The 12,144-nt window shown below is 38.7% G+C and carries 10 protein-coding genes and 5 tRNA genes; 13 read left to right on the top strand and 2 right to left on the bottom strand.

The features are described from left to right. Nucleotides 1–328 precede the first annotated feature (328 nt). Both ACOALF_RS02835 and ACOALF_RS02840 read right to left on the bottom strand, forming a co-directional pair. Nucleotides 329–1,321, bottom strand: a complete 993-nt coding sequence (locus ACOALF_RS02835) for a hypothetical protein (protein ID WP_419241010.1) — start codon at nucleotides 1,319–1,321, stop codon at nucleotides 329–331. A gap of 675 nt (nucleotides 1,322–1,996) precedes the next feature. Continuing rightward, a tRNA-Arg gene (locus ACOALF_RS02840) sits at nucleotides 1,997–2,070 on the bottom strand. Between the two features lie 290 nt (nucleotides 2,071–2,360). Between ACOALF_RS02840 and ACOALF_RS02845 the strand changes: the two genes are divergently transcribed. The 13 genes from ACOALF_RS02845 (at nucleotide 2,361) to rpoB (ending at nucleotide 12,110) form a co-directional block, all read left to right on the top strand. Beyond that, on the top strand, nucleotides 2,361–3,176 hold the full coding sequence (locus ACOALF_RS02845) for a hypothetical protein (protein ID WP_419241011.1): 816 nt from the start codon (nucleotides 2,361–2,363) through the stop codon (nucleotides 3,174–3,176). A gap of 160 nt (nucleotides 3,177–3,336) precedes the next feature. Beyond that, nucleotides 3,337–3,417 (top strand) — tRNA-Tyr (locus tag ACOALF_RS02850). Nucleotides 3,418–3,451: 34 nt separating this feature from the next. After that, nucleotides 3,452–3,524, top strand: a tRNA-Gly gene (locus ACOALF_RS02855). Nucleotides 3,525–3,541: 17 nt separating this feature from the next. After that, nucleotides 3,542–3,616, top strand: a tRNA-Thr gene (locus ACOALF_RS02860). A gap of 102 nt (nucleotides 3,617–3,718) precedes the next feature. Further along, nucleotides 3,719–4,906, top strand: coding sequence for an elongation factor Tu (gene tuf, locus ACOALF_RS02865; protein WP_419241012.1), 1,188 nt, complete (start codon nucleotides 3,719–3,721; stop codon nucleotides 4,904–4,906). Nucleotides 4,907–5,000: 94 nt separating this feature from the next. Beyond that, nucleotides 5,001–5,073 (top strand) — tRNA-Trp (locus tag ACOALF_RS02870). An 11-nt stretch (nucleotides 5,074–5,084) separates the two neighbouring features. After that, the gene (gene secE, locus ACOALF_RS02875; protein WP_419241013.1) at nucleotides 5,085–5,276 is read left to right on the top strand and encodes a preprotein translocase subunit SecE; all 192 of its coding nucleotides are present in this window, start codon (nucleotides 5,085–5,087) and stop codon (nucleotides 5,274–5,276) included. A 16-nt stretch (nucleotides 5,277–5,292) separates the two neighbouring features. Continuing rightward, on the top strand, nucleotides 5,293–5,847 hold the full coding sequence (gene nusG / locus ACOALF_RS02880) for a transcription termination/antitermination protein NusG (protein WP_419241014.1): 555 nt from the start codon (nucleotides 5,293–5,295) through the stop codon (nucleotides 5,845–5,847). A gap of 87 nt (nucleotides 5,848–5,934) precedes the next feature. After that, nucleotides 5,935–6,378, top strand: coding sequence for a 50S ribosomal protein L11 (gene rplK / locus ACOALF_RS02885; RefSeq protein WP_419241015.1), 444 nt, complete (start codon nucleotides 5,935–5,937; stop codon nucleotides 6,376–6,378). Nucleotides 6,379–6,389: 11 nt separating this feature from the next. Continuing rightward, on the top strand, nucleotides 6,390–7,082 hold the full coding sequence (rplA, locus tag ACOALF_RS02890) for a 50S ribosomal protein L1 (protein WP_419241912.1): 693 nt from the start codon (nucleotides 6,390–6,392) through the stop codon (nucleotides 7,080–7,082). A gap of 4 nt (nucleotides 7,083–7,086) precedes the next feature. Further along, nucleotides 7,087–7,626 (top strand): 50S ribosomal protein L10, encoded by a 540-nt coding sequence (gene rplJ / locus ACOALF_RS02895; RefSeq protein ID WP_419241016.1) that lies wholly within the window; start codon nucleotides 7,087–7,089, stop codon nucleotides 7,624–7,626. A 48-nt stretch (nucleotides 7,627–7,674) separates the two neighbouring features. Beyond that, nucleotides 7,675–8,052 carry a 50S ribosomal protein L7/L12 gene (rplL, locus tag ACOALF_RS02900; protein WP_419241017.1) on the top strand — a complete coding sequence of 126 codons (378 nt, stop codon included), beginning with the start codon at nucleotides 7,675–7,677 and terminating at the stop codon, nucleotides 8,050–8,052. Nucleotides 8,053–8,270: 218 nt separating this feature from the next. Then, nucleotides 8,271–12,110 (top strand): DNA-directed RNA polymerase subunit beta, encoded by a 3,840-nt coding sequence (gene rpoB / locus ACOALF_RS02905; RefSeq protein ID WP_419241913.1) that lies wholly within the window; start codon nucleotides 8,271–8,273, stop codon nucleotides 12,108–12,110. Nucleotides 12,111–12,144: the final 34 nt, after the last annotated feature.

Consider the following 12,144-nt stretch of genomic DNA (forward strand, 5'->3'; position numbering starts at 1 on the left):
GTTTTTGTTCTGCAAAGTTATAAAAAAACTTGATACCATGCACATGAAGTTTTTAACTTGGCCAATTGGTGCTTTGCATCATTTATACTGTGGTGTTTGTATCCATTGAAAATAAGTCTTTTATAAGCTTTGCACTTATCTATAATTAAATGGTTGAACCCTAAAATTTAGTTTTAAAAACTGGTTACCAGTACTTTTATGAAAATATTTTCAAGCGCAGCCTAGTGTTTTATGGATATTTAATCTAAATCATCTAGAATATAACAGTAGTATACTATACCTTATTGATTTTGGTAATCAAACGCTTTGATGATTATTTTGGGTTATTTCAGCCTAATTTCCTTTTCTTCTTTTTTTTATTCTTTACGTTCATATTTTCCCCTTCCTTTGGTTTTATATCTTTGCGGAGGCTTTCTAATGCTTCTTTTAATTGTTTTTTAATTTCTTCTATTTCTTCTTCTAATTTTTTTAGTGTTTTTAGATCACCCTCTTCTATATTTCCCTCTTTCCCTTTCCAGGCTGTTTTTTTCTCTATTTCTTTAAGGTCCTTTTCGATTTCTTTAACTTTTTTTTCCAGACTTTGTAGTTTTTTATTTTTTTCTTTAAAATCATCCATATTGTAATTGCAATCCTCTATTGCACTTGTCAATTCTTCGTTTATTACGTTGTTGATTTTAGCTAATTCCTTTTTAGCGGCTCGAAATCTTTTTATAGCATTTTCTTTAGTGTTTTTTTTAGTAGTAGCAAGCGTAGACGTCATCGAATCACTTTGGCTAGAATTGCTAGTAGCATTATACATTAGGCTATAATATGGCAATTGAATTTTATCTACTTTTTCAACATTTTTTAGTGCATCATCAGCAGATTCACGGGCATTCTGGGCATACTGAGCCGCCTGTTTAACATCATGCGTGTTGTGGTCAGCAGCGGCTTGGGCAGCTTTTTCAGCCGCTTTAGCTGCTTCGTCTGCTTCGTCTGCTGCCTTTTGGACTGCTTTTTTGAATTGTTCAAGTTCTGATTGGGTTGTAGCTTTTTGTGCATTACCTAACGCTTGCTTGGATTCGCTCAAGTAATACGCTGCTTGTTTACAATATTTCTCAGCTGTATCCGTGTGCACTGAAACCGACTCCGTAGTTTTTGAGTCTTGATTTTTGTTTTGATCCAGCGATGCATTGCGCTGATCTGTTGTATAAGTAGTGTTTTTTGGTTGATGACCCATTGATTCGTTTTTCAGTGTATCCTTGTTGCGAACGCACTGAGCTGCTACTATAGTAAAACAAAATAGAGTGCTTTTTAGTAATATTTTTAATAAGGTTTTCATATTGTTTTCTATTTTTTACAGTAGGAGATATAGACGACATTAAGGATTATAAAACTAGATTGTTTAAAAAAATATTCTTGCTATATTAATTAAATTTTTATGATTATGCAATACTTAATTTCTGTCGTATATGGAGGTTTTATATCTTGTAAGTGGCTAGAAGAAGTGTAATTAAAGTGATTTACAATTGAATAATTAAAAATTTGCTTGGTTTTTTTACCAGGAAAAATTGTAGAATTAGGTAGATTTTACCAAATCACGCAAGGGGCGTGTCTATATCAGTAATCTGGCAAATCGCATACATACAGCTGTATGGCGTCAACTGAAAGAAAAAGTATTTTAGCACAGAGATGTAAATGGATGGTTAGCATATTTCATCGCCGTTGGCCGCCGATAAAAAGTTGGCGCACAGTAAAAGTAGCGTCAAATTCCTTTGTGTGTTCCTTAACTATGGCCAAATCAGGAAAATGCCCCTGTAAAAAGTTTCGAAATAGAGCTCATTCCTTACAGAGGATTAGGAAAAACAGCTTCCTTTGAAGCCCGCGTAGCGGGCGCGTTTTGAATATGGTACCGCATCATCTTTTTGATCAGGCAAAAATCAAGATAAAAATCCCCTTAGAAAAGATTTACCAAGGACGGAAACCCTAAGTTGACGCCGTTGAATGAATGACCATGTGGACTTGAAGGGATTCGAACCCCTAACCGCTGCATCCGTAGTGCAGTGCTCTATCCAGTTGAGCTACAAGTCCATAGGCTTCAAGAGGGGTCTTGCCCCTTCCCTTGAAACCTATTTCTAATGGTTATTTTGGTGTCGAAGCTGGTCTATCCTCCTCAAATATATCTAGCATTCTGCGGTGTTCGACTGCGCTTCTCCTACAAAATTGCTGATCACAAGTAGGTTCCAAGAGGAGTCTGTCTCTTAAGGCGTTATGCAAATTTAATAAACAAAAATTTATTTCAAACTAATGTTTTGACTTTTTTTAAAAAAAAAGTACCTTTGTTAGGTAATATTTATACGCTATACTATACATTAATTTGCATGAAAAAAAAGATCATTCCCCTATTATTGTTTTTTATTGCCTCGCATGTTACCCATGCAGTTGCTCCAGGTCATGCAGATGCACCTGTTTTGGATGCGCAAGAAAATCAGTCTGATACCTATCTTCCATCTGTAGAAAACTATTCTAGCTTTTCCTTTGAGTTTTTGAAAATGGATTATTTATATAATATGGGTAAGGTACCTTCGGATTTTTTGCATTTTCATAATATGAAAAAATTTGATTGGCATGGCTTGCTCCGTGGCAATGGGACTTTTGTACATGCCATTCGTATCAACCAATCTCGTTTTGCTTTTTGCTTAGGGATTGGTTGGAGTACTTTGTATTACGCTTTTGCAGGCCAGAAAGATAATGATGAAGTTACTTATCCGAGGCTTAAAAGAGGAGAGTCGAAAACAGATTGTGAAGAGGTTAAGAATGAAGACGCTAAAAAAGTTTCCTATTCTGCTGTTAAGATTCCTTTTATTGATTTGCTGTTTAGGTTGCGGTTTAATAGTGTCTTAGAAGACCCTAAGGCGGGCTTTCATACTTGGTTGGGTTTGAAGGTTGGTTTCCGTCAGCGTGCTACTCAGGTTATGAATTATAAAGAATACGATGATTCAGGCGCTTCTTCGATTCATAACAGTTATTTTAATCTTAAATTGCTTGCTTGCGGTTTGCAAGCTGGCGTCGGGTATGGTCGTTTTGGTTTAACAGGTGGCTTTAATTTGACATCCCTTTTTAAGGAAAAAAAGGGGCCTGATTATTCCGATTCACTTAGGCCTTTCTCCTTTAGTGTGTATGTAGATCTGATATAAGTTGTTTGCCTAGTAGAGGTGTGGTTTGGTTGTTAAAGGAAGTTCCTTTGATTATGCCAGTTTTAATTTTTTTGTAGGAGAGGAATATTTTTTGTAGCTTTGCTTGACCTATTTGGGTAGGTGGATATGCTACTTTTTCCTGTCTTTTTTAATTGTAATTGGGGAGATGCCAGAGCGGCCAATTGGGGCGGACTGTAAATCCGTTGCGTAAGCTTCGAAGGTTCGAATCCTTCTCTCCCCACTAGGGGGCAGTAGTTGCAAGTGTTTATGATAAAGCGGGAGTAGCTCAGTTGGTAGAGCGGCAGCCTTCCAAGCTTCAGGTCGCGAGTTCGATCCTCGTCTCCCGCTCTTTGGTTTCTATAAGGGCCGGTGTAGCTCAGTGGTAGAGTGCTTCCTTGGTAAGGAAGAGGTCACGGGTTCAAATCCCGTCATTGGCTCCATTTTGGAATAGATCTGAGGAAGTTCGTTTTAGGTAGATCCAGAAATGTATTGGATGCATTATTTATTTTATTGAAAATCTAAAAAATTATAAATTATACGCTATGGCAAAAGAAACATTTAATCGATTAAAACCCCATGTAAATATTGGCACCATTGGGCACGTTGATCATGGAAAAACAACGTTGACCGCTGCTATTACTACGGTACTGGCTAAAGCAGGATTGGCGGAAAAAAAAGAATTTTCGTCTATTGATGCTGCTCCGGAAGAAAAGGAACGGGGGATTACCATTAACACTGCGCACGTAGAATATCAAACTAAAAATAGGCATTATGCCCATGTGGATTGTCCAGGCCATAAGGATTATGTTAAAAATATGATTACAGGCGCTGCTCAGATGGATGGTGCAATTCTTTTGGTTGCTGCTACAGATGGTGCGATGCCTCAAACAAGGGAGCATATTCTTTTGGCCAGCCAAATTGGTGTGCCACGTATTGTAGTTTTTTTAAATAAAGTCGATCTAGTAGATGATCCTGAGATGATCGAGTTGGTTGAGTTTGAAATTAGAGATCTTTTAAATGCCTATAAATTTGATGGGGATAATACACCTATTATTCGTGGCTCTGCCTTGGGCGCTTTAAATGGTGAAGCACAGTGGGAAGCCAAAGTGGAGGAGTTGATGGATGCAGTAGATAATTATATTCCTTTTCCTGTACGATTGGTAGATCAAGACTTTTTGATGCCTGTAGAGGGGGTGTGTACGATTACTGGTCGTGGAACCGTTGTAACCGGTAGAATTGAAAAAGGTGTGATTACTACAGGTAGCCTTGTTGAGATTATTGGTATGGGGGCTGACAAGTTGGCTTCTACGGTTACCGGTGTGGAAATGTTCCGAAAAAACCTAGATAGGGGTGAAGCTGGCGATAATGTAGGGCTTCTGCTTCGTGGCATTGACAAAGTATCTATTCAACGTGGTATGGTGGTTTGCAAGCCAGGCAGTGTTAAGCCACATAGTAAGTTTAAGGCTGAGGTTTATGTTTTAACCAAACAAGAAGGAGGGCGTCATACACCATTCTTTAACAAGTATAGGCCACAGTGTTACTTTAGAACAACAGATGTTACAGGTGAAGTAAAGCTGCCTGAGGGTGTTGAAATGGTTATGCCAGGTGATAATATTAATTTGGAAATTATACTTATCCACAGTATTGCTATGGAGGTAGGGTTGCGTTTTGCGATTCGTGAGGGCGGTAGAACGGTTGGTGCTGGAAGGGTTACTGAAATCATTGAGTAGTTCATTTTAGTGCTTACTTATTGTTTATTTATCCTAGAAAGTCCCTTAAGGCAGTTTGGTTTTGTTTCTAATTTCTAGTCATGGTGTAAACAATACGGGTGTAGCTCAACTGGTAGAGTGGTGGTCTCCAAAACCATAGGCTGGGAGTTCGAGTCTCTCCACCCGTGCATCAAATAATATGTCAAAAGCAAAGATATTTATACAGAATCTGATACAGGAAGTAAGGTGTAAAGTTACTTGGCCTCCTTATCATAAGTTGCAAAGTAGTTCTATACTTGTGCTTGTAGCCTCTTTTGTATTTGCGCTTCTTATTGGGCTCATGGATTGGTCTTTAAAAAGGGCTTTTGTCTGGTTTTATAATGCTTTTTAAAAAATCGACGACTTGAATGAATGCGTTACAGTGGTATGTGCTTAAGGTAGTCGCTAAGCAAGAAGAAAAAATAAAGGCTAATCTGCAAGTAGAGCTTGTACGAAGTAATTTACAGCATATTGTTAGTGAGCTGTTAATACCTTATGAAAAAGTATATGAAGTCCGTTCTGGGAAAAAATATGTAAAAAACAGACACTTATTTCCTGGTTATATATTTTTGCAGGCAGATTTGTCAAATGGCCTTCTTGTACAGTTGCTAAAAAGTATAACAGGCGCTTTGGGTTTTTTAGGTGTTAGGGGTTGGCGTGGCACACCTGTTCCATTGAGTCAAACAGAAGTAGATCGGATTATAGGTAAAACCAATAACCTTGAACCTAGTCAGCTCAAGTTAAGTGCTATTTTCTCTTTAGGTGAAGTAGTTGAAATCATAGATGGGCCTTTTGCAGGCTTTTCTGGAAAAGTACAAGAGATTTTTGAAGAAAAGAAAACGTTAAATGTAGTTGTTAAAATTTTTGATGAGCGGAGTACCCCTGTAGAGTTAAGTTATACGCAGCTTAAGAAGCTTTTTTAAAAGACTTCTTGTGCAAGTGGGTTGTGCAAAACAGTCTAATCAAGAAGCGCATTGTGCGCTAAGGATTTTTATAAAATTCATATAATTATGTCTAAGCCAATTTTAGGTTATGTAAAACTGCGGGTTAAAGGTGGTTCAGCTAATCCATCTCCGCCAGTAGGTCCAGCACTGGGTAGTAAGGGTATCAATATCATGGAGTTCTGTAAGCAGTTTAATGCTAGAACAAAAGATCAACAAGGAGAAATTGTACCTGTAATCATCACCGTTTATCAAGATAAGTCTTTTGACTTTATCATTAAAACATCCCCTGCGGTTCTTTCTATTATGAAGCTTGCGGAGATTACAAAAGGCTCTCCTGAGTCCAATAGGCGTAAAGTAGCCAGTATTACTTGGGAGCAGATTAAGCAAATTGCAATGGATAAGCTCCCCGATTTAAATACTTTAAATGTAGATGCAGCCATGCGTATGATAGCTGGAACGGCAAGAAGTATGGGCGTTACGGTACAAGGTACTGCCCCTTGGGTTAACTAAAAGATATGAAAATGGCCATTCAAAAAAGTAATAAACATAGCGCAACGGTTGCTTCCAAAGAGGTATATAACTTAAATGAAGCGGTGCAGCTGGTGCAAAAAAGTACTTTTACAAAGTTTGACGCCTCCATGGATATTGCGGTTCGTTTGGGGGTCGACCCTAAAAAATCTGATCAAATGGTAAGGGGAACCGTTTCCCTTCCGCATGGGACAGGCAAATCTTGCAGGATTTTAGTACTTTGTACGGCTGATAAAGAACAAGAAGCCAAACAAGCTGGTGCTGACTATGTAGGCTTAGATGATTATATAGAAAAAATAGCAGCTGGGTGGACAGATGTAGATGTTATTGTCACTATGCCAACCGTTATGATTAAACTGGGTAAGCTAGGTAAAATATTAGGTCCTCGTGGCCTGATGCCTAATCCTAAGGTAGGTACGGTAACCATGGATGTAGCTAAGATGGTTAAAGAAGTCAAAAGCGGAAAGGTAAGCTTTAAGGTAGATAAGTATGGCATTGTACATAGTAGCATAGGCCGTGTATCTTTCCCCCAGGAAAAGATAGTAGAAAATGTGACAGAGCTGTTAAGAGCCATTGTTAAGTTAAAGCCTGCCTCTTCAAAAGGGCTTTATATAAATAGTATTAGCCTTTCTAGCACGATGAGTAGAGGCGTTTTTGTAGATAGGAGCATTGCCGTTGGGCTTTAGAAAAATGAAACGAGAAGAAAAATTACAGGTTATAGAAGGTCTGGTAGAAAAATTTTCTACTTTCGACTGTTTTTATGTGGTAGACGCTATGGGGCTTACCGTAGAGCAGGTAAACAAATTTAGAAAAGGCTGTTCGGAACAAGATATAGTTTATCAAGTAGCTAAAAATACTCTGATACAGAAGGCCCTAGAGCGATCTGAAAAATGTGCAGCCTATGCCAGCTCTTTTTCAAGCATATTAAAGGGGTTTTCTGGTATTTTATTTAGCCGTGACAGTGGGCGTGCCCCCGGAAAAATGTTAAAAGCTTTTTTAGAAGCTGAAAAATTAAATCTTCCTGTATTGAAGGGCGCTTCTATTCATGGTGATTTATTTATTGGTGCAGCGCATTTGGATGCGTTGAGTAACCTAAAATCAAAAGAAGAGATTTTAGGCGATATTATGGTGCTTTTGAAAGCGCCTATTTTAAATGTTGTGGCTGCGGTTCAATCTGGAGAAAGACGTTTAATGGGTGTAGTAGAAACTTTGTCGAAAGCATCTGCTTAACAAAAAAGTTTCTGTGTTTTTGTATCTATCTAAATTTTATAAATAATTATGACCGAGTTAAAAGTTTTAGCCGAACAGCTTGTTAATTTAACGGTTAAGCAGGCAAATGAGCTATCTGATATTTTGAAGAATGAGTATGGTATTGAGCCTGCTGCTGCAGCTCCTATGGTGATGGCAGCTGGTCCTGCTGCTCTTGCTGAAGCGGTAGCAGAAAAAACAACATTTGATGTGGTTGTAAAATCAGGAGGTGCTTCTAAGCTGGCTGTGGTAAAATTGGTAAAAGAAATAACCGGATTGAACTTAAAAGAAGCTAAGGAATTTGTCGATGGTGTGCCAGGCACGATGAAAGAGAACCTGCCTAAAGAAGAAGCAGAGACGATCAAAAGAAAATTAGAAGAAGCTGGTGCAGAGGTTGAGCTGAAGTAGTCAGCTATCCTACTATAATATATTGTTGGGGGTGTTAAAGGTTACTAATTTAGGTTCGGTCATGCATCTTGTATGTTTTGCTTCCTTCAATGCTTGGCCTACTTAATGTTCATGTAGCCGGGGGGGAGTGTATTCTTTTTTTGCTTCCTATAAACTATAAACTATAAACTTGTAGCACCTTCGTGGAGAAAAAACAATCTAGTAAACAAAATTGCCATATGTCTTCTGCTGATGCCCCTGCAAATTATACTGATTTGCTTGAAATCCAGTTAAAGTCTTTTAGGGACTTTTTTCAACTGGGTGTTAGTCCAGAAAATAGAATAAGTGAAGGGCTCTATAAAGTTTTTATGGAGCATTTTCCTATTGAGGATTCTAAGCGGAACTATATTCTGGAGTTTATTGATTATAATTTAGAGCTTCCCCAATATACGCCTCGGGAGTGTATTGAACGCGGGTTGACCTACGATGTGCCTTTGAAAGCAAAGTTGCGTTTGTTGCAAAATGATGAACATACGGGCAAATATGAAGGCATTGAGCAAGAGGTCTTTTTGGGTAATGTGCCCTATATGACTGATCAAGGTTCTTTTATTTTGAGTGGTGTGGAGCGTGTGGTTGTTTCTCAAGTGCACAAGTCTTCTGGTATTTTCTTTTTTCAAAACAAGCACATTAGTGGGTCAAATGTTTACTCTGCTAAAGTAGTGCCTGCCAAAGGTGTTTGGATTGAATTTTCCGTTGATATCAATTCGGTGATGTACATCTACCTAGATAGGAAAAAGAAAATTCCCATTACTACTATGTTGCGTGCCATTGGGTACAGTAGTGATAAAGACATCTTAGATATATTTGGTCTTGCAGATGAAGTAGAGGCCAGTAAAGACGTGCTGGAAAAACATATAGGCCGTAAGTTAGCTGCTCGGGTTTTAAAAAGCTCTGAAGAAAGTTATGTAGATGAAGAAACTGGTGAGGAATATATACGCACCAGTCATGACGTCCTTGTGGAACGCAATACTGTATTGGATGAAGGGGTTATAGAGACCATTTTATCTTTTGATGTACCTTCTATTATTTTGCATAAATCAGAAGCCGTTTATGCCGATTACCATCTTGTTTATAATTCTTTTGGGAAAGATAGTACCAATGATACCAAGGAGGCCATAGGGCAAATTTACCGTCAGTTGCGCAATGCGGAGCCCCCTGATGAGCAGACTGCTCGTGAGACGGTAGAAAGCCTTTTTTTTAGTAGTAAGCGGTATACCCTAGGTGAAGTAGGCCGTTATAGGATCAATAAAAAATTAAACCTAGACGTTCCCATAAAGACTTGTGTCTTGACACAAGAAGATATCATAGAAATTATTCATTACCTCATTAAAGTGGTCAATGGTAAAGCAGAAGTAGATGATATTGACCATCTAAGCAATCGTCGGGTTCGTTCTGTTGGGGAGCAACTTTTTGCCCAATTTGGTGTGGGCCTTTCGCGTTTGGCTAGAACCATTCGTGAACGCATTAATATTAGAGACAATGAGCTATTTAAGCCTGCAGATCTGATTAATGCACGTACACTTTCTTCTGTGATTAATTCTTTCTTTGGCATAAATCCCCTTTCTCAGCTAATTGATCAAGTCAATCCATTGGCAGAGATTACCCATAAGCGCCGTGTATCTGCACTAGGGCCTGGTGGACTTTCTAGAGATCGTGCTGGTTTTGAGGTTCGTGACGTGCATTATTCCCATTATGGAAGGTTGTGTACCATTGAAACCCCAGAGGGTATGAATATTGGTCTGATTTCCTCACTCTGCATGTATGCACGTGTAAATAACATGGGTTTTATTGAAACACCTTATAGGCGGGTAGAAAATGGTAAAGTTGACCTTACTGGTCCCATTTGTTATCTTAATGCTGCAGAAGAAGAGCAAGCTAATTTTGCCCCAGCCAGTATCCGGTTAGACGCAAATGGTGCTATTCTAGATAGCCGCGTTAAAGTCCGAAATGCGGATGAATATCCACTTGTAAAGCCAGAGCAGGTGAATTATATGGATATTTCCAGCAGTCAGATTGCTTCCGTTGCGGCTTCTTTAATTCCATTTTTGGAGCACAATGATGCGAGTCGTGCATTGATGGGTTCTAACATGCAACGTCAGGCCGTTCCTTTGGTTCGACCAGATGTACCCATTGTTTGTACCGGAGTAGAAAAAAGAGTCGCTAAAGAGTTTAGGGGTTTACCTACTGCCGAAGGCAATGGTTTGGTTACCTATGTAGACAGCAAAACCATTGTGGTGCAGTATGATCGTTCACCAGAAGAAACCCTTGTTGCATTTGATGAAGCTTCTGTCACCTATTCCATAGATAAGTTTCGGGGTACCAACCGAAGCACTTGCATTAACCTGTCGCCAATTGTTTCTAAAGGAAGTCGTGTAGAAAAAGGTCAAGTGCTTTGCGAAGGCTATGCTACTAAAAATGCGGAACTAGCACTGGGTAAAAATTTAAAAGTAGCCTTCTTATCTTGGAAGGGATATACCTTTGAAGATGGTATTGTAATTTCTGAACGTATTGTTCGGGATGATGTCTTTACCTCTATTCATATCAAAGAATTTATCCTGGAGGTAAAAGATACCAAATTTGGCGCAGAAGAGTTGACCAATGAAATTCCAAATGTTAGTGAAGAAGCAATAGCTAAGTTAGACCTCCATGGCATTGTTAAAGTAGGTACAGAAGTTAAAGAAGGTGATATCTTAATTGGTAAAATTACCCCAAAGGGTGAAATAGATGTTACCCCAGAAGCTAGGCTTTTAAAGGCTATTTTTGGTGATAAAGCAGGTGATGTAAAAAATACCTCTTTAAGGGTTCCTTCTGGGATGGAGGGTATTGTGATCGATACTAAAATCTTCTCTAGCCCTGAAAGAAATAAAGAAAGTAAAGAAAGAGTTAAGAAAGAACTAGACTTCTTAAAGAAGGTGCATGCAAAGCATTTGCTAAAATTGCGTGATATAGCCATTAAAAAGCTCTCAGTGGTTTTAGATGGGGTGGTTACGAATGGTATTTATCACCAATTTGGTGATGAAATTATTCCAGAAGGTACAGAACTTACTGCTTCGTTGATTACTGAAAAACTCTTCCCCTCTAAAAATATTTACCGGGATGAGTCGCTTTATAATGTTCCAGCAGAAGCCAATCTAATTGGCGATCTTTTGCCTAGCAATTGGACGGCTGATGCATCTAAAAATGATTTGGTACAGCGTATTGTACGCAATTATGTTAAAAAATGTACAGAATCTATTGTACGCTTTAAACGTGAAAGATTTACACTAGAAGCAGGCGATGGCTTACCAAAAGGGGTTGTAAAAGTAGCTAAGGTCTATATTGCAGAAAAAAGAAAGCTAAAGGTTGGTGATAAAATGTCTGGGAGGCATGGTAATAAAGGTATTGTTTGTAAGATTGTACCTCAAGAAGATATGCCATTCTTAGCAGATGGTACACCAGTAGATGTCGTATTGAGTCCACTTGGATTGCCTTCTCGTATGAACTTAGGTCAGTTATATGAAACCGTCTTGGGGTGGGCTGGCTATGAATTAGGAAAAAGATATACCAATCCTATTTTTGAGGGTATGCCCTTAGATCAGATTTCCAGTGAGTTGGAGCAAGCTGGTTTGCCTTCTTTTGGTAAAACAACTGTTTATGATGGGGGTACAGGTATTCCATTTAGTCAAAAAGTTACGGTTGGTGTAGTATATCTACTCAAGCTTGCCCATTTGGTAGATGATAAAATGCATGCCCGTTCTACAGGTCCTTATTCTTTGATTACCCAGCAACCATTGGGCGGTAAGGCCCAATTTGGAGGACAAAGATTTGGTGAAATGGAAGTTTGGGCATTAGAAGCATATGGCGCTGCCTATACGCTACAAGAAATGCTCAATACCAAATCAGATGATGTAGTCGGTAGATCTAAAGCTTATGAAGCAATTGTGAAAGGTAATAATATTCCAAAGCCTAATCTGTCCGAATCATTTAATGTATTGATTCATGAACTAAGAGGCCTAGGTCTTGAAATTACACTTGTATGATAATAGCACATTCCATCGCTTAAGCCAGTTTAAC

It is taken from the genome of Cardinium endosymbiont of Nabis limbatus (genome assembly GCF_965196625.1).
In the GTDB taxonomy this organism is placed as follows: Bacteria; Bacteroidota; Bacteroidia; order Cytophagales; family Amoebophilaceae; genus Cardinium.